The sequence below is a fragment of the Brenneria roseae subsp. roseae genome, assembly GCF_003115845.1.
Classification (GTDB): Bacteria; Pseudomonadota; Gammaproteobacteria; order Enterobacterales; family Enterobacteriaceae; genus Brenneria; species Brenneria roseae.
Genome location: NZ_KZ819023.1, coordinates 25,804 through 42,585 on the forward strand (window position 1 = coordinate 25,804; position 16,782 = coordinate 42,585).

19 protein-coding genes are annotated in these 16,782 nt (G+C 48.5%); 16 read left to right on the forward strand and 3 right to left on the reverse strand.

What is annotated here, in order from left to right; translation table 11 throughout:
• Window positions 1–4: 4 nt before the first annotated feature.
• From cheY to DDT52_RS02395, 5 genes are all read left to right on the forward strand, one after another.
• The gene (gene cheY, locus DDT52_RS02375; protein WP_109053293.1) at window positions 5–394 is read left to right on the forward strand and encodes a chemotaxis response regulator CheY; all 390 of its coding nucleotides are present in this window, start codon (window positions 5–7) and stop codon (window positions 392–394) included.
• A 9-nt stretch (window positions 395–403) separates the two neighbouring features.
• Window positions 404–1,054: a protein phosphatase CheZ gene (cheZ, locus tag DDT52_RS02380; RefSeq protein ID WP_136154947.1), complete on the forward strand. Its 651-nt coding sequence runs from the start codon at window positions 404–406 to the stop codon at window positions 1,052–1,054.
• Window positions 1,055–1,304: 250 nt separating this feature from the next.
• Complete coding sequence (flhB, locus tag DDT52_RS02385; protein ID WP_136154948.1) at window positions 1,305–2,456, forward strand: flagellar biosynthesis protein FlhB; 1,152 nt, start codon at window positions 1,305–1,307, stop codon at window positions 2,454–2,456.
• On the forward strand, window positions 2,449–4,539 hold the full coding sequence (flhA, locus tag DDT52_RS02390) for a flagellar biosynthesis protein FlhA (RefSeq protein ID WP_136154949.1): 2,091 nt from the start codon (window positions 2,449–2,451) through the stop codon (window positions 4,537–4,539). Before flhB ends, flhA begins: the two co-directional genes overlap by 8 nt.
• The gene (locus tag DDT52_RS02395; RefSeq protein ID WP_136154950.1) at window positions 4,536–4,949 is read left to right on the forward strand and encodes a flagellar protein FlhE; all 414 of its coding nucleotides are present in this window, start codon (window positions 4,536–4,538) and stop codon (window positions 4,947–4,949) included. Before flhA ends, DDT52_RS02395 begins: the two co-directional genes overlap by 4 nt.
• A gap of 43 nt (window positions 4,950–4,992) precedes the next feature.
• On the opposite strand, the gene DDT52_RS02400 is transcribed toward DDT52_RS02395, so the two are convergent.
• The 3 genes from DDT52_RS02400 to flgA form a co-directional block, all read right to left on the reverse strand.
• Window positions 4,993–5,448: a flagella synthesis protein FlgN gene (locus tag DDT52_RS02400; RefSeq protein WP_136154951.1), complete on the reverse strand. Its 456-nt coding sequence runs from the start codon at window positions 5,446–5,448 to the stop codon at window positions 4,993–4,995.
• A complete protein-coding gene (gene flgM, locus DDT52_RS02405) occupies window positions 5,445–5,750 on the reverse strand; it encodes a flagellar biosynthesis anti-sigma factor FlgM (protein WP_136154952.1) in 306 nt (101 codons plus the stop codon). The genes DDT52_RS02400 and flgM overlap by 4 nt, the downstream gene beginning before the upstream one ends.
• An 82-nt stretch (window positions 5,751–5,832) precedes the next feature.
• Window positions 5,833–6,516 (reverse strand): flagellar basal body P-ring formation chaperone FlgA, encoded by a 684-nt coding sequence (flgA, locus tag DDT52_RS02410; protein ID WP_136154953.1) that lies wholly within the window; start codon window positions 6,514–6,516, stop codon window positions 5,833–5,835.
• Window positions 6,517–6,732: 216 nt separating this feature from the next.
• Here flgA and flgB point away from each other — a divergent pair, with 216 nt between their 5' ends.
• The 11 genes from flgB (at window position 6,733) to flgL (ending at window position 16,747) form a co-directional block, all read left to right on the forward strand.
• Window positions 6,733–7,146: a flagellar basal body rod protein FlgB gene (gene flgB / locus DDT52_RS02415; RefSeq protein ID WP_136154954.1), complete on the forward strand. Its 414-nt coding sequence runs from the start codon at window positions 6,733–6,735 to the stop codon at window positions 7,144–7,146.
• 6 nt (window positions 7,147–7,152) lie between these two features.
• A complete protein-coding gene (flgC, locus tag DDT52_RS02420; RefSeq protein WP_109053284.1) occupies window positions 7,153–7,557 on the forward strand; it encodes a flagellar basal body rod protein FlgC in 405 nt (134 codons plus the stop codon).
• A gap of 11 nt (window positions 7,558–7,568) precedes the next feature.
• Window positions 7,569–8,243, forward strand: a complete 675-nt coding sequence (flgD, locus tag DDT52_RS02425; protein ID WP_136154955.1) for a flagellar hook assembly protein FlgD — start codon at window positions 7,569–7,571, stop codon at window positions 8,241–8,243.
• A gap of 75 nt (window positions 8,244–8,318) precedes the next feature.
• Window positions 8,319–9,554, forward strand: a complete 1,236-nt coding sequence (flgE, locus tag DDT52_RS02430) for a flagellar hook protein FlgE (protein ID WP_136154956.1) — start codon at window positions 8,319–8,321, stop codon at window positions 9,552–9,554.
• A gap of 21 nt (window positions 9,555–9,575) precedes the next feature.
• Window positions 9,576–10,331, forward strand: coding sequence for a flagellar basal body rod protein FlgF (locus DDT52_RS02435; protein WP_136154957.1), 756 nt, complete (start codon window positions 9,576–9,578; stop codon window positions 10,329–10,331).
• Window positions 10,332–10,350: 19 nt separating this feature from the next.
• Window positions 10,351–11,133 carry a flagellar basal-body rod protein FlgG gene (gene flgG / locus DDT52_RS02440; protein WP_136154958.1) on the forward strand — a complete coding sequence of 261 codons (783 nt, stop codon included), beginning with the start codon at window positions 10,351–10,353 and terminating at the stop codon, window positions 11,131–11,133.
• A gap of 105 nt (window positions 11,134–11,238) precedes the next feature.
• A complete protein-coding gene (locus DDT52_RS02445) occupies window positions 11,239–11,889 on the forward strand; it encodes a flagellar basal body L-ring protein FlgH (protein ID WP_425591530.1) in 651 nt (216 codons plus the stop codon).
• A gap of 10 nt (window positions 11,890–11,899) precedes the next feature.
• Complete coding sequence (locus DDT52_RS02450; protein WP_425591531.1) at window positions 11,900–13,009, forward strand: flagellar basal body P-ring protein FlgI; 1,110 nt, start codon at window positions 11,900–11,902, stop codon at window positions 13,007–13,009.
• The gene (gene flgJ, locus DDT52_RS02455; RefSeq protein ID WP_136154960.1) at window positions 13,009–13,977 is read left to right on the forward strand and encodes a flagellar assembly peptidoglycan hydrolase FlgJ; all 969 of its coding nucleotides are present in this window, start codon (window positions 13,009–13,011) and stop codon (window positions 13,975–13,977) included. The genes DDT52_RS02450 and flgJ overlap by 1 nt, the downstream gene beginning before the upstream one ends.
• A 113-nt stretch (window positions 13,978–14,090) precedes the next feature.
• Window positions 14,091–15,737, forward strand: coding sequence for a flagellar hook-associated protein FlgK (gene flgK, locus DDT52_RS02460; protein ID WP_136154961.1), 1,647 nt, complete (start codon window positions 14,091–14,093; stop codon window positions 15,735–15,737).
• Window positions 15,738–15,781: 44 nt separating this feature from the next.
• Complete coding sequence (gene flgL, locus DDT52_RS02465; protein ID WP_136154962.1) at window positions 15,782–16,747, forward strand: flagellar hook-associated protein FlgL; 966 nt, start codon at window positions 15,782–15,784, stop codon at window positions 16,745–16,747.
• Window positions 16,748–16,782: the final 35 nt, after the last annotated feature.

Below are 16,782 nucleotides of genomic sequence, written 5' to 3' on the forward strand. Positions count from 1 at the left end.
AGGTATGGCCGACAAAGAACTCAGGTTTTTAGTAGTGGATGATTTTTCGACAATGCGTCGAATTGTTCGTAACCTACTGAAGGAGCTGGGCTTTAATAATGTAGAAGAGGCAGAAGATGGAGCTGATGCGCTGAATAAACTTCGCGCTGGCGCTTTCGATTTCGTCATTTCTGACTGGAATATGCCCAATATGGATGGTTTGGAATTGCTGCAGACTATCCGTGCAGACGGCTCGCTCTCAAAGCTCCCTGTATTGATGGTAACCGCTGAAGCAAAGAAAGAAAACATTATTGCTGCAGCACAGGCTGGTGCTAGTGGCTACGTAGTTAAACCATTTACTGCTGCTACCCTGGAAGAGAAGCTGAGTAAGATTTTCGAAAAACTGGGTATGTAAGGGGATCTTATGCCACATTCGCACCCGATGCCGTCTGTCAGCGACACAGCTTCGGCAACTGAGATTATTTCTCGTATTGGTCAGTTAACCCGCATGTTGCGTGACAGCCTGCGCGAGCTAGGGCTGGATAATGCGATTGCAGAGGCCGCAGAAGCTATTCCTGATGCTCGCGATCGCCTTGACTATGTCGTGCAAATGACCGCTCAGGCTGCAGAAAGAGCGCTAAGTTGTGTTGAAGCTGCGCAACCTCGTCAGAATATGTTGGAAGCTGACGCTAAATCGTTGAAAGTACGCTGGGACCAATGGTTTGAAAACCCGATTGAACTGGCGGACGCCCGTGAACTGGTGACGGATACTCGCAGTTACCTCGAAAATGTGCCACAGCATACTTCGTTTACCAACGCGCAACTGCTGGAAATCATGATGGCCCAGGATTTCCAGGATCTTACTGGTCAGGTCATCAAGCGCATGATGGATGTTATTCAGGAAATTGAAAAACAGTTGCTGATGGTACTGTTGGAAAATATGCCTGAAAAACCTGATGCGCCTAAACGTGCCAACGAGGGATTGTTAAATGGCCCTCAGGTTGATAAAACTGCGGCAGGTGTTGTGTCCAGTCAGGATCAAGTGGATGACCTGCTAGATAGCCTTGGATTCTGACAACGCTATATTATGTATCGCGATGATGACGATGTCGTTGGCGATTCATCAAATGGTAATTCTTTAGCTATTTATGGCTGTTGTATCAGGCTGTAGATAGCTAAACCGTTTTTTTCTTCTGCTTGCTGATCGACTATCCGTCAAAGAAACGTAAGTTTTTCCCGTTGTTCCTGCCATAAAGTTTTTCCATATTTGTCATGCTAGGCAGCAAATCCCTATCCCAACAAGCAGTAACGACAGGAACGCCGCAGTGGCTGAAGATAGCGATCTGGAAAAAACAGAATCCCCCACTCCCCATAAAGAGGAGAAGGCGCGTGAAGAAGGCCAGATCCCCCGTTCTCGTGAATTAACTTCTATTCTGATGTTGGTCATAGGGTTGACAATATTATGGATGGGCGGAGAGGCGATGGCCAGGAAGCTGGCGGCGATGATTGCAGATGGTTTGTATTTTAATCACTCTATCATCAATGATGATAAGCAGATGCTGCGACAGATTGGCCGATTGCTCAAACATGCGGTGATTGCATTGTTGCCGATTATGTGCGGAGCTGTGTTGGTCGCGTTGACGGCTCCCACGCTGCTTGGCGGGCTTTTGTTCAGTACCAAGTCGTTTAAGTTTGATTTGACGAAACTGAACCCGCTAACAGGGCTGAAGCGGATTTTTTCCAGTCAGGCGCTGGCTGAATTGTTCAAAGGGATATTGAAATCATCCATGGTGGGGGGGATAACCGGTTGGTTTCTCTGGCATAACTGGCCGAAATTGTTGCATCTGATTAGCGAACCGCCGGTGACGGCCCTGGGGGATGCGCTTAATCTGATTAGCGTGTGCGGTTTGTTTATCCTGATGGGGCTCATCCCCATGGTGACATTTGATGTGTTCTGGCAAATCTGGAGTCATATCAAAAAATTACGTATGACAAAGCAGGAAATACGTGATGAACACAAAGAACATGAGGGTGATCCGCATGTAAAAGGGCGAATTCGTCAGCAACAGCGGGCTATGGCTCAGCGTCGCATGATGTCCGATGTGCCTAAAGCTGATGTCATTGTCACCAACCCGACGCATTATGCAGTGGCGCTGAAATACGATGAAAAGAAAATGAATGCGCCCAAAGTTTTGGCAAAAGGCGCGGGCGAAATTGCTTTGCGTATCCGTGAAATCGCGGCGGAACACCGGGTTCCTGTGCTTGAGGCTCCGCCATTGGCGCGGGCGCTCTATCGATATTCCGAAGTGGGCAAGCATATTCCCGCCGACTTATATGCTGCGGTTGCTGAGGTGCTGGCATGGGTCTACCAGCTTCGTCGCTGGCGGCGAGAGGGTGGCTTAATACCGCGAAAACCTGAACATTTACCTGTGCCAGACGCCCTGGACTTTGCAAGAGAGAACGATACTGATGGCTAATCTGGCCCGCATGCTGCGTTTACCCAGTAATTTTAAAAGTACACAGTGGCAAATCTTGGCGGGACCTATATTAATCCTGCTCATTTTGTCGATGATGGTATTGCCACTTCCACCCTTTATTCTGGATCTGTTGTTTACCTTCAATATTGCCCTATCGATTATGGTATTGCTGGTGGCGATGTTTACCCAGCGTACGTTGGAATTTGCCGCGTTTCCAACCATCCTGCTATTTTCCACTTTGTTGCGTCTATCGCTGAACGTGGCCTCTACGCGTATCATTTTGCTGGAAGGGCACACCGGGACGGCTGCTGCCGGTAAAGTGGTCGAGTCATTTGGGCACTTTCTGGTAGGCGGTAATTTTGCCATTGGTATTGTGGTATTCATCATCCTGGTTCTGATCAACTTTATGGTTATTACCAAAGGTGCAGGTCGTATTGCAGAAGTGGGGGCGCGATTTGTACTGGACGGGATGCCGGGTAAACAGATGGCGATTGACGCCGATCTGAATGCCGGGCTAATCGGTGAGGCTGAAGCGAAAAAACGCCGGTCAGAGGTTACCCAAGAGGCGGATTTTTACGGCTCAATGGACGGCGCCAGTAAATTTGTGCGCGGTGATGCTATTGCCGGACTGGTAATTATGGTCATCAATATTGTTGGCGGATTGATGGTCGGGATGCTCCAGCATGATATGCCACTGTCCCAGGCGGCTGAGAGCTATACGCTGTTGACCATTGGTGACGGTTTGGTCGCGCAGATCCCTGCTCTGGTGATCTCGACGGCGGCTGGTGTCATCGTGACGCGGGTCAGTACCGATCAAGATGTTGGCCAGCAGATGGTTACCCAACTGTTTAATAACCCCCGAGTGATGATCTTGAGTGCTGCGGTGCTGGGCTTGATTGGTCTGGTACCGGGTATGCCCAATTTTGTGTTTCTGCTGTTTACCACCGCACTGTTGGCGCTGGCCTGGTGGATGAGAGGAGAAGTCGCTGCGGACACGTCTTCTGGCGGCACCGCAGAGCCTATGGTTAAAGAAAACCAGCCGATCGTTGAGGCCAGTTGGGCAGATGTTCAGTTGGAAGACCCTTTGGGGATGGAAGTAGGATATCGGTTGATTCCCATGGTTGATTCTCAGCAAAACGGTGAACTGTTGGGCAGGATCCGAAGTATTCGAAAGAAATTCGCCCAGGAAATGGGATACTTACCACCCGTTATACATATCCGAGATAATTTGGAGTTACAGCCGGCAGCATATCGTATTCTGATGAACGGTGTTGAAATCGGACACGGAGAATCGCATCCAGGTCGGTGGATGGCAATTAATCCAGGTAATGCAATTGGAAAACTACCCGGGGATGTGACCCAGGATCCGGCTTTTGGTCTGCCCGCCGTGTGGATCGAAAGTGCATTGAAAGAGCAGGCTCAGGCTCAGGGATTCACCGTGGTTGAGGCAAGCACCGTGGTGGCCACACATCTTAATCACTTGATTACAGTACATGCCAGTGACTTGTTTGGCCGACAGGAAGCCATGCTGTTGATGGAGCGGGTTAGCAAAGAGATGCCAAAGCTGACAGAGGATTTCATTCCTGGTGTCGTCACGCTTACTGTATTGCATAAGGTATTACAGAATTTGCTGGCTGAACGGGTGTCGATTAAAGACATGCGAACAATTATCGAAACCATATCAGAACATGCGGTGATACAAAAAGATCCAAATGAGTTGACGGTGGTTGTTCGTGTTGCCTTAGGGCGAGCGATTACCCAGCAATGGTTCCCGGGGCAGGATGAAATACAGGTGATAGGCCTGGATTTTGGTCTGGAAAAAATATTGTTACAAGCGTTGCAAAATGGTGGTGGACTGGAACCCGGTTTGGCTGACCGGGTATTGGAACAGGCAAAGCAGGCGGTGCAGCAACAGGAAGCACTCAATGCTCCGCCTGTTTTATTGGTTAATCATGCCCTGCGCCCGTTGTTAGCGCGCTTTTTACGTCGTAATGTGCCGCAACTGGCCGTTTTGTCGAATCAGGAAATTAATGACAATCGCCAGATACACATGACGTCGGTGATTGGTGGTGCCGCAAAATGACGAAGAAGCTATATGTACTTATGTTGATGTTGTTTGTACAGACCGGTATGGCCGCTGATGGAAGCTGGGATGGTGGCGGTTCAAATGTAGTGATAAGTCAGCGAGGAATATCCACGTCATCTCCAGTTATGCGTCCTCATGGCGTTATTCCCCCTGGGCGGATCATGACGTCTATTCATTGGAATTATAAATTGCAGGCGTTTCCTCCACCAGGACTGAGAGTCGCCTTATGTACACCAGGTCTTTGTGTTCCTTTGGATGGGGGCAGTGGAAGTACTCAGGCTTTACAAGGGATTGATGCCAATAATCCGCTTTATTTTTTATATATGCTGCCGGGGAAAGGTGCGACTAAACCACCGGTACGTGTGCTTACCTACCAGGTATTGGTGAATTATCGAGAACAGCATTGAAGGTGAGGGAGCTTAATCTGTTTGACTCATTTATCATATAGTCTCAAACGCCAAATTTTCGGCCCAGCTTATTTCCCTGACGGTGAGATTGACCATCCGGTCCATAGAGGTTTGTGGGCTGGTTTTTCTTTTCCAGAAAATTGAGAGCCTCTTGCGTATGTTTCAAGTGCTGCTCAAGAAGAAGACCATTTTGGTGATTATTTTGGCTCAGATGGCGGGTCTGACTCTGAATAGCCAGCCAGGCCTCGTTTAGTTTGGCGTCCTGATCGTAAGGAGCGTTAATGGAGAGAGTTTGCTCCATCTGAATTCGCAACTTGTCAAAATGACTGAGAGTAGATAGCTGCTCATTTTTATTTTCAGTTAAACGATGCAAAAAAGCGGCATTAACCCGACCTGCGCTTAACTCTTGCTGTTCTTGCGTCAGGATATCATCCAACTGGCGCAGAGAATCTTGCATATGATTCAAAATATCAAACATGTCCATTGCCGGCTTGCTCATAATCCGTCTATTCCTGATTGCGCCTCTTCAATCAGTGCATCCGCTATTTTGCCCGCATCAATTTTCAGCTCACCATTACGGATCGCCTGTTTCAGGCTTTCAACTTTTTCTATATCAATATCATGCTCGTTTGCTTGAGTGAGTTGCGTCTGAGCATTACTGATATTTACCTGTGTTTCTGTGGTAACGGTACTTTGTGCCGAGGTATTACTGGTCTTGCCTTTGGCATGCAGGGGTAACTCTGTATCCTGACTCTGAACAGATTTTACCCCTGATATCGGGCGTGTACTATCGATACTCATGATGTCCTCTCAGGTCATTTTGGCAAACAGGCAACGAACGTTATGACTAACTATCGGCTAACTGAGCAGAATCTTTAATTATTTATAACGCAACCTTAACGGTACCGTCAGCGTCCACTGAACCATTTACTATCTGACCAGAATTCATCCTGACTCTGACTTTATCATTCAACACGGCATTATTCATTACTTTACCTTCACTGCTGATACTAAAACCAGCTCCGCTGGCGATGACCTGCACCGTTTGCCCGGATTTGACCGCCCATGGCTGACGGAACATTCTTGCTTGAAGTGGCTGTCCGGCGCCAATCATCCGTTGGCTAACGGAACCCAGAACCTGGTCGATAGAGGTTACCGGCATAGTGGTGAAGGTATCGAGTCTTCCTCGCTGCCATGCAATATCATCCGCACTGATTTTATGTTTAGGGGCAATCGGACGCGAGGTGACAAGATAGTTTCCCGTCACCTGTACGCTGGTCTGCACGAAATACTTGTCAGCGCCACAGGTGACTTTAATACTCAGATTACCCCAGATTTTATTTCGTGACGGAAGGGCAAACTGTGGAGCCGGGCAGTCTGAGAGACTGGACTCAGGCGTTTTTATCCTTACATCAATATGTTCCACAGGAATAGTAATCTGCTGGCGGATAAATGTTTCTATTTGTGAGGATAACGCCGTTGATGATGGCTCACTGGAAAAGGCCGACATGCTAGCCAGTAGAGCTAAAGCGCCGTTAACATAAACCAGTCGATTGCCCTCCATCATCTGCCCTCATCATTGATCTAACGTTTTAATCTGCTGCACATTGTCGCCGGGAATATATTTTATTGCTGCTAGTGTACCTTCTCATTCATCAGGCCAATCGAAAAATTAGCTATTCATTTCCCGCTTATTCTGACGATAGGGCTATCTCTATCCCGTTTATGCTATCTGCACTGGATAGTGTCTGCTGATATATATTCCTGGGGAGAAATTAGAAAGATGCTGGACAAACTTGATGCAGCCTTGCGCTTTCAACAGGAAGCTCTGAACTTGCGTGCGCAACGGCAGGAGATCCTGGCTGCCAACATCGCCAATGCGGATACGCCGGGTTATCAGGCGCGCGATATTGATTTTTCCACGGAATTAACCAAAGCCATTGAACAAGGCAGGGCGTCTGGGTCAGGGCTTTCTCTCTCAATAACATCATCCCGACATATACCCGCACAGACGTCGTCTTTACCATCATTGGACCTGTTGTATCGGGTTCCCGATCAGCCTGCATTGGATGGTAATACGGTCGATATGGACCGGGAACGAACTAATTTTGCGGATAATAGCCTGCGTTATCAAACCGACCTGACCGTTTTGGGCGGGCAGATTAAAGGTATGACGGCAGTTCTACAGGATAAATAACGCCTTATGTCATTAATTAATATTTTTGAAATTTCAGGTTCGGCACTGACGGCGCAGTCCCAGCGTATGAACGTGAGCGCCAGTAACCTGGCCAATGCTGACAGTATCACCAGCCCCGATGGTACGCCATACCGCGCCAAGCAGGTGGTGTTTAAAGTGGCTGCGCCTGCTGGTCAGGACATCGGTGGCGTACAGGTAGAGAGTGTTGTTGAAGATCCGTCACCCGACAAACTGGTCTATCAACCTGGTAATCCACTTGCTGATGAACGGGGTTATGTTCGTATGCCAAATGTTGATGTTACTGCCGAAATGGTTAACTCCATTTCAGCCTCAAGAAGCTATCAGGCTAACGTGGAAGTCTTGAACACGGCAAAAACACTCATGCAAAAAACGCTGACATTAGGGCAGTAACCGGAGGGAATATGAGCATTGCTATTTCAGTTAATGAATCAACGGATTCCAGTACGATTACCACAACATCGTCATCAGCATCCAGTAGCAAGGATCTTCAAAGTGAGTTTCTGACGTTGCTGGTGGCGCAATTGAAAAATCAGGATCCTACCGATCCGATGGATAATACCGAACTAACCAGCCAGTTAGCGCAAATCAGTACGCTCAGCGGTATTGAGAAACTGAATACCACGCTGGGGTCTATTTCCGGGCAACTGGATACGAGCCAGGCATTACAGGCCTCGACGCTGATTGGCCATGGCGTGCTTGTCTCGGGTAATAGCATTGTGGTTGGGGAAAGTAGTTCGGTCACGCCTTTTGGCATCGAACTGGATAGTGCAGCCAGCAATGTTACGGTGACCATTAAAAATTCGAGTGGCAGCACAGTACGTACTGTTAATTTAGGCGAGCAAAGTGCGGGTGTTCAGACATACAGCTGGGATGGTACGGATGACACCGGCGCCGCTGTTGCTGAAGGTAGCTATACCTATACGGTGACTGCTACATCGTCATCCGGAAGCAGCGTGGTGGCCACGCCGCTTAAATATGCACTGGTTTACGGTGTTAATACGAGTTCAGACACAGCCACGCTCAATTTGGGCCTGTCGGGAACCGCAACGCTTAGCGATGTTAAGCAGATTATTTAATTTCTAACTCTCTACGTTGGGTGCAGATATCTATAGCGCTTTGCGTAACTTACTTTATTCAAGAGGTACCCGGCTATGGGTTTTTCACAGGCAATTAGTGGCTTAAATGCAGCGTCCAGCAACCTGGATGTGATCGGTAACAACATCGCTAACTCGGAAACAACGGGTTTTAAATCGGCATCGGTATCTTTTGCCGATATTTTTGCTTCCTCTCAGGTCGGTCTGGGGGTCAAAATCGCATCGGTCAGTCAGGACTTTAGTGATGGTACGGTTGAGTCTACCGATCGTGGTTTGGACGTGGCTATCGCGGGAAACGGCTTTTTTCGGATGGTTGACGAAAATGGCTCGGTTTACTATTCGCGAAACGGAGAACTTTCACTGGATAACGAGCGCAATCTTATCAACAGCAGTGGTTATTATCTGACAGGCTATGCAACAACGGGGACGCCGCCGACCATTAACACGGGTGCCGAACCTACGGTTCTTAATATTTCTTCCAGCGATATTGCTGCTCAGGCCACCGGCAGCGCCTCCATGGTGCTGAACTTGAACTCCAGCGCCGATATAGTTACCACCACACCGTTTGATGCAACGGATTCCAGCACCTATAGCTATTCGCGTACGTTGACCACCTATGACAGCTTGGGTAATACCCATAACATTAACCTGTATTTTGTTAAAACGCTGGATAATAACTGGGAAGTTCACGGTATTGACAGCAGTGATGCGAGTGCAACCTCCGAGCTTCTTGGTACGTTAAAATTTAATAGCAGCGGCGCGTTAGAGGATGTTCTGGATGAAACAGGGGTATCAACTGGCTCTACCTCTCTAAGTGTATCAACCAACGGCATCAACGGTTCTGCTGACAACACCTTTACTCTGGCATTCACCGGCACCACTCAGCAAAGCGCCAGCAACAGCAGCATCAGCAGTTCTGATCAGGATGGTTATACGGCTGGCAGCCTCTCTTCTTATACCATTAATAACGATGGCACTATCACTGGCACTTATTCAAACGGGAAAACTCAGCTACTGGGCCAGATCGTCATGGCTAGCTTTGCCAACCCGCAGGGTCTGAAATCCGAAGGGAATAATGTCTGGTCATCAACCTCATCTTCTGGTGCGGCGATTGTGGGCACGGCGGGACTCGGGGTATTCGGGACACTCACCAGCGGTGCGCTGGAGTCGTCAAACGTCGACCTGAGCTCAGAACTGGTCAATATGATCGTCGCTCAGCGTAACTATCAGTCGAACGCACAGACGATTAAAACACAGGACGCCATTCTGAACACCTTGGTGAACCTGCGCTAATAAAACGTACAGGATGGCTTTATGGATCACGCGATTTACACGGCTATGGGCGCTGCCAGTCAAACGCTGGAGCAGCATTCTGTTATTGCCAATAATCTGGCTAATTCATCCACGCCAGGCTTTCGGGCGCAGCTAAGCGCCATGCGCGCGGTTCCGGTAGAAGGGCCGTCGTTGCAAACGCGGACGCTGGTAGTGGCATCAACGCCGACGGCAGATATGTCTCAGGGACCGTTGAATTATACGGCGCGCGCTCTGGATGTCGCTCTGCAAGATCAGGGCTGGCTGGCCGTGCAGTTGCCAAATGGTGAAGAAGCTTATACACGCAATGGCGCCATCCAGCTTGATGCCGAAGGACAATTGCGGATTCAGGGCTATCCCGTTGTTGGTGACGGTGGCCTTCTGGCTGTGCCCACCCAGGCGAGTATTACTATCGCGGCGGATGGTACGGTTTCCGCGCTGGGTGATGGTGATAACCCTAACACGATTGCTCAGGTGGGCGCACTTAAGTTAGTGGCCTCAGAGCCGGGGCAGTTGGTCCGTGGCGACGATGGTCTTTTCCATCTGACTGATGCGGCTCGCCAGCAAGTAGGTAACGAATTGCCGAACGATGACGCGGTCAGGGTCATGCCTGGGGTACTGGAAGGAAGCAATGTGAATACGGTTGATTCCCTGGTTGACATGATTGGTAATTCCCGTCGTTTTGAAATGCAAATGAAGATTATCAGCAGCGTTGATCAAAATGCCGAACGCGCTAACCAGTTGCTATCCGTCAGCTAATTTTTATTAAGGAAATACTATGATCCGCTCTCTCTGGATTGCCAAAACCGGGCTTGATGCTCAGCAAACCAATATGGATGTTATTTCTAACAACCTGGCGAACGTGAGCACTAATGGGTTTAAAAGGCAGCGGGCGGTATTTGAGGATCTGCTCTATCAGACCGTTCGTCAGCCGGGGGCTCAGTCATCGGAACAAACCACGTTACCTTCCGGTTTACAATTGGGTACAGGCGTGCGTCCTGTGACGACTGAACGTTTACACAGTCAGGGCAACCTGGAGCAAACCGAAAATAGCAAGGACGTTGCTATTAACGGCCAGGGTTTTTTTCAGATTCAGTTACCGGACGGCACCACGGCTTACTCGCGCGATGGTTCTTTTCAACTTGACGCCAACGGTCAATTAGTAACATCCAGCGGCTATGCGGTACAGCCCGCAATTACCATACCGGACACCGCTTTAACCATGACGGTGGCTCGTGATGGTATTGTCAGCGTAACGCTACAGGGACAAACGGCGGCCAGCCAGGTTGGGCAGCTAACGCTCAGTACATTTATTAACCCTACCGGGCTGCAAAGTCTGGGCGAGAATCTGTATCAGGAAACGGAAAGTTCCGGTGCGCCAACCGAATCCACGCCAGGACAAAATGGCGCAGGGCTTCTGTATCAAGGCTACGTTGAAACCTCAAACGTCAATGTCGCTGAGGAATTGGTTGATATGATTCAGGTTCAGCGTGCGTATGAAATTAACAGTAAAGCCGTGTCGACCTCCGATGCTATGTTGCAACGCTTAACACAGCTCTGAATTAATCACTGACATAAAGAGAACATAAGGTTAAGCATGTTGTGTTGTTGGACTTCAAAGCCTTTATTATGGCAAAGGCGACTAAGCTGGCCGTTACTGGCGACGATGATTTTGACCGGGTGTGCATACATCCCGCATAAGTCTCTGGTGGATGGCGAAACCAGCGCATTGCCTGCGCCAGCTCAGTTGTATGCGACCAATGGTTCTATTTTCCAGTCCGTGCAGCCCATGAACTATGGTTATCAGCCATTATTTGAAGATCGTCGGCCCCGGAACGTTGGGGATATCCTGACCATTACCTTGCAGGAAAATGTCAGCGCAAGTAAAAGCTCATCGGCGAATGCCAGCCGCGATGGTTCCTCATCCGTTGGGTTGACGACGGTACCGCGTTCATTAAACGGGCTGCTTGGCAATGGCAAAGCCGACCTGACAGCATCGGGCACGAGTGATTTTGAAGGGGCCGGCGGGGCCAGTGCGCAGAATACGTTCTCAGGAACGATCACCGTGACAGTCAGTGATGTTCTGACCAACGGTAATCTGAAAGTGATAGGAGAAAAGCAGATAGCTATTAACCAGGGTGCTGAATATATTCGGTTTTCCGGCATAGTAAATCCAAGGACAATCACCGGAAGTAATTCTGTTGTATCAACCCAGGTAGCCGATGCCCGAATTGAATATGTTGGTAAAGGCTATATTAACGAAGCGCAGAACATGGGATGGCTGCAACGATTCTTCCTTAACATTGCACCGTTCTAAGAGGTTAATTATGTCAATGTATCGTCAACTGGTGATGTGCGCACTTTTTACTCTGACGTTGATTTCATCTGCAACGGCAGAGCGGTTGCGAGATTTGGTTGACATTCAAGGCGTGCGAGATAATCCGCTTATTGGTTATGGTCTGGTGGTCGGTCTGGATGGAACGGGCGATCAGACAACCCAAACCCCTTTTACCACGCAAAGTCTGATCAATATGCTCTCTCAGCTAGGTATTACCGTTCCCAGTGGAACAAATATGCAGCTGAAGAATGTTGCCGCAGTCATGGTAACCGCTAACTACCCGCCTTTTGCCCGCGCAGGACAAAAAATTGACGTAGTCGTTTCTTCTCTGGGATCGGCTAAAAGCCTGCGAGGCGGAACGCTGTTGATGACGCCACTGAAGGGAGTAGACAACCAGGTTTATGCTCTGGCCCAGGGTAACTTGCTGGTAGGAGGGGCCGGGGCTTCATCAGGTGGAAGCCAGGTTAAGGTTAACCAGCTTTCCGGTGCCAGAATAAATAACGGTGCGATTATCGAAAGAGAGCTTCCCAACACATTTGGTAATTCGAACCGGATTAGCCTGCAACTGAAGCAGGAAAATTTTAGTCTCGCGCAACGTATCAGTGACGCCATTAACCGTCAGAATAGCGTTGGTAGCGCTCAGGCGCTGGATGGTCGTACGGTAGAAGTCGTATTGCCGCAAAATAATGCCCAGCAGGTTCGATTCCTGGCACAAATACAGGATATCCATGTAGACGTGGGGGAAATTGATGCCAAAGTTATTATCAATTCCCGTACCGGATCTGTTGTCATGAACCGGAATGTTATGCTGGATTCCTGCGCTGTGGCTCAGGGTAACCTGTCTGTTGTCGTCGATAATCAACAGGCTGTTAGCCAACCTAATACGCCTTTGGCGGGGGGGCAGACGGTTGTAACGCAGCAGACGGAAATATCTGTTCGGCAGGAAGGGGGATCCCTGCAACGTGTTAATGCCAGCGCGAATTTAAATAATGTGGTGCGGGCAATGAACGCCCTGGGAGCAACGCCAATGGATTTGATGTCGATTCTACAGGCAATGCACAGTGCGGGCTGTTTGAAAGCGGAAGTGGAGATTATCTGATGTTACCGTCTGGCAACCTGATGGATCAGGCCTCTGCGGCCTACGATGTGCAATCCTTGAATGGATTGCGCCGTGAGGCGGTACAGAATACGCCGGGATCATTGCACAAAGTGGCTCAGCAGGTTGAGGGACTATTCGTCAATATGATGTTGAAGAGTATGCGTAATACGCTACCTCAGGATGGTCTCCTGAGCAGTGATCAAACGCGTATGTATACCAGTTTGTATGATCAGCAAATAGCTCAAAATTTGTCGGCAAAAGGCTTGGGGCTGGCAGATATGATGGTCAAACAATTGAGCCAGCACGCAGCGACGGAGCCAGACGAACAGGTTGGCAAAACCCCCATGCCGCTGGGGCAGGAACGACTGGCGAGTGCCGCCATGCCGCCGGTCCTTATTGGTGAATTCCTACGCCGTACACAGTCGGAAACTGCTGCGAAGCAAAATGCGGTCGCCGGTTATTCGGCGACCAATGGGTCTTTTGCTGATCGTCTGTCTGTCCCGGCCATGATAGCCAGCTTGCAGAGTGGTATACCGCATCAACTCATTATGGCTCAGGCGATGTTGGAGTCAGGATGGGGAAAACGAGAAATCATGACCAATGATGGCAAAACCAGCCACAATATTTTTGGTGTAAAAGCCGGCGGTAACTGGGACGGCGAAGTTACGTCTGTCATGACCACCGAATATAAGAATGGTCAACCTTATAAGCTAATGCAAGATTTCAGAGTATACGATTCCTATCTGCACGCATTGAATGACTATATCACTCTACTGACAAAAAACGCTCGCTACAAAGACGTGTTGGATGCAAATAGTGCGGAACAGGCGGCCTATGCTTTACAGAAAGCAGGCTATGCGACAGATCCGAAATATGGCGAGAAACTGGTTCAAATTATTGAACAAATTCGTAGTTCTGCCCAGAAAGCGGCGCGGGTTTATACGCACGATTTAAACACTTTATTTTAATTTTTTATCACAATCTTTACCTGAGCTTCCCCTCAAGTTTCATTCCTGGACGCCGATAAATAGAGTAGACGAAACGTTATCGGGTCTCCCCGATGGCAGAAGAAGGAAATATAATGGCCAGTTCTTTGATTAATATTGCATCTTCAGGCCTGAAGGCGGCAAATCTTGCGTTGAGCACCACATCAAATAATATCGCCAATGCTAATACCGATGGCTATAACCGGCAGAGCGTCAAACTGGCGGAAAGCGCGGGGACGATGACCAGCTATGGCTCAGCAGGTACTGGTGTGTCGATTTTGACGGTTGATCGTGCATACGACGCTCTGGTTGTTGCACAGCTGCGTTCAGCGACGGCCAGCTACGAGTCGATTAATGCCTATTATGAGCAAATTTCTCAGGTGGATAACCTGCTTTCCGATAGTGAAAGCAGCCTTTCTACTATGATGTCTTCTTTCTTCGCCGGTTTACAGTCGTTGACGGAAAATGCCAGTGATACTTCAGCTCGTCAGACAATAATCAGCAGCGCGCAAAGTCTGGTAAACCAGTATGTCAGCGCGGATACCTACCTTCGCGATATGGATAGCGCGATTAACCAGCAACTGTCGACAAATATTGATTTGGTTAACAACTACGCCACCCAAATTGCCAATATCAACCAGCAAATAACCCGTCTGGGCAGCAGCGGGACTTCGGCAAATGACCTGCTGGATCAACGCGATCTATTAATTGATAACTTGAATAAACTGGTTGGCGTAACGGTCAGCACTCAGGACAGTAATGTCATTAATGTCAGTCTTTCAAATGGTCAAACTCTGGTTCAGGGTAATACGGCTTATCAGTTAGTTGCGGTGAGTTCCAGTGCTGATTCATCCCGAATTACGATTGCCTATGATAACGGTATTGGCGATCCGATTGAGATAAATGAAGATACGCTGACTGGCGGCAGTATTAGTGGATTATTATCATTTCGTAGTGACGTATTGGACAGTGCACGTAATCAACTAGGGCTGATTGCGCTGACTCTGGCGGATAGTTTTAATGCTCAGCACAGTGCTGGGGTGGATTTAAACGGTGAGGCAGGAACCGATTTCTTCAGTTTTTCTTCACCTGGTGTAATAAGCAACACGAAGAACGACGGCACTGCCATCTTGTCTGCAGCCTATACAGATACCAGCGAGGTGAAGGCCAGTGATTATTCATTGAGCTATGATGGCTCTGCGTGGAAGGTGACTCGTGTGTCCGATAATGCCAGTGTAACGGCTACTGTCGATATCGACGATGACGGCAATACAACATTAAGTTTTGATGGGCTAATCGTTACTGTGGATGGCGATGCGTCGGCAAATGACAGTTTCCTCGTCAATACTGTGAGCGATGTTATTAACAGTTTATCTGTCCGCATAACGGATGTCGCTCTGATTGCTGCGGGTAGCGGCGGTGGTGAAAGCGATAATAGCAACGCATTGAAGTTATTGGATTTGCAAAATCAAAACCTGATTGCCGGCAATGCCACCTTTAATGATGCCTACGCGTCTTTAGTCAGTGATATTGGCGTCAAGGCCCAAAGCGCGAAAACCAATAGTACGGTTCAATCCAATATTGTTGATCAGCTTACCACGAAGCAGCAGTCTATTTCAGGCGTTGAACTGAATGAAGAATACATTGATTTGACACGTTATCAACAGTATTACCTTGCCAATGCGAAGGTACTGTCTACAGCAAACACTATTTTTGATTCATTACTGTCGGCAGTGAACTGATTATCCGCCCATGTATGGCATAAATTTAGCAAGAGGACGATCCTATGCGTCTTAGCACCATAAACAGTTACCAAACGTTGATTAAAAATATCAATGAGGTAAATAGTAAATTCCAGAATACGGCTCTACAGATGGCATCGGAGAAGCGTGTTAATGCACCATCGGACGATCCGATAGCCGCTTCCCAGGCAGTTATTTTAGCGCAGGCCCAGGCTGCCAGCAGTCAATATACTGCGGCTCGTTCGAGTGCAACAAATAGTTTAAATCTGGAAAGCACGGTGCTGGAACAGGCTGTTGACGTGATACAAAGCATTCAGACCCTGGTGGTGAAAGCGGGTAATACCACCTACAGTGATGCGGATCGCCAGTCAATGGCGACGGAATTACAGGGATTAAAAGATCAACTGGTGTCTTTGGCCAACACGACGGACAGTAATGGTAATTACATTTTTGCCGGTTATGCAACGGATAGCGCGCCTTTTTCCGTCGATGACGATGGTAAAGTCAGCTATGTCGGCGGCGATACGGCGATAAGCCTGAAAGTGGATTCAAGCCGCACGCTGACTACAGGGAATACGGGCAATAGCGTATTTATGACGCTGGCAGCAGGTTTTACCACTGAGCCTGATGGTTCAACCAGCGAAAGCAATATATTTAATACCATTGATTATGCGTTGGAAGCCCTGAATATGCCTTTGAATGAAAGCACGGATGCCGATACCGAGGCCTATACCGCGCTGATAGACAAAGCTAATCGCGGGCTCAGTAATTCGTTGGATAATATACTCACCGTGCAGGCCGAGGTGGGGAGTAAAATTAACGAATTGACTACGCTGAGTACCATTGGTAGTTCGCGGGATATTTTATATTCGGACCGGATGTCTTCATTAGTTGGCGCTGATCTGATCTCAACCTATTCCGACTATATTTTGCAACAGGCCACCTTACAGGCTGCGCTGCAAGCCTTCTCTGGCATGAAAGATTTATCACTGTTCCAGATTAATGGATAGAACATCTACGTGATTTAAATGTGTTGAAAACCGGA

Coding starts and splice junctions, on each gene's coding strand:
- flgA (WP_136154953.1), bottom strand. CDS start 6,516: ATGATGGAGGGCAATCGACTGGTTTATGTTAACGGCGCTTTAGCTCTA.
- flgK (WP_136154961.1), top strand. CDS start 14,091: ATGGCCAGTTCTTTGATTAATATTGCATCTTCAGGCCTGAAGGCGGCA.
- DDT52_RS02445 (WP_425591530.1), top strand. CDS start 11,239: ATGATTTTGACCGGGTGTGCATACATCCCGCATAAGTCTCTGGTGGAT.
- flgC (WP_109053284.1), top strand. CDS start 7,153: ATGTCATTAATTAATATTTTTGAAATTTCAGGTTCGGCACTGACGGCG.
- flgM (WP_136154952.1), bottom strand. CDS start 5,750: ATGAGTATCGATAGTACACGCCCGATATCAGGGGTAAAATCTGTTCAG.
- DDT52_RS02395 (WP_136154950.1), top strand. CDS start 4,536: ATGACGAAGAAGCTATATGTACTTATGTTGATGTTGTTTGTACAGACC.
- cheY (WP_109053293.1), top strand. CDS start 5: ATGGCCGACAAAGAACTCAGGTTTTTAGTAGTGGATGATTTTTCGACA.
- flhA (WP_136154949.1), top strand. CDS start 2,449: ATGGCTAATCTGGCCCGCATGCTGCGTTTACCCAGTAATTTTAAAAGT.
- flgB (WP_136154954.1), top strand. CDS start 6,733: ATGCTGGACAAACTTGATGCAGCCTTGCGCTTTCAACAGGAAGCTCTG.
- flgD (WP_136154955.1), top strand. CDS start 7,569: ATGAGCATTGCTATTTCAGTTAATGAATCAACGGATTCCAGTACGATT.
- flgE (WP_136154956.1), top strand. CDS start 8,319: ATGGGTTTTTCACAGGCAATTAGTGGCTTAAATGCAGCGTCCAGCAAC.
- flgL (WP_136154962.1), top strand. CDS start 15,782: ATGCGTCTTAGCACCATAAACAGTTACCAAACGTTGATTAAAAATATC.
- flgJ (WP_136154960.1), top strand. CDS start 13,009: ATGTTACCGTCTGGCAACCTGATGGATCAGGCCTCTGCGGCCTACGAT.
- cheZ (WP_136154947.1), top strand. CDS start 404: ATGCCACATTCGCACCCGATGCCGTCTGTCAGCGACACAGCTTCGGCA.
- flgG (WP_136154958.1), top strand. CDS start 10,351: ATGATCCGCTCTCTCTGGATTGCCAAAACCGGGCTTGATGCTCAGCAA.
- DDT52_RS02435 (WP_136154957.1), top strand. CDS start 9,576: ATGGATCACGCGATTTACACGGCTATGGGCGCTGCCAGTCAAACGCTG.
- DDT52_RS02400 (WP_136154951.1), bottom strand. CDS start 5,448: ATGAGCAAGCCGGCAATGGACATGTTTGATATTTTGAATCATATGCAA.
- DDT52_RS02450 (WP_425591531.1), top strand. CDS start 11,900: ATGTCAATGTATCGTCAACTGGTGATGTGCGCACTTTTTACTCTGACG.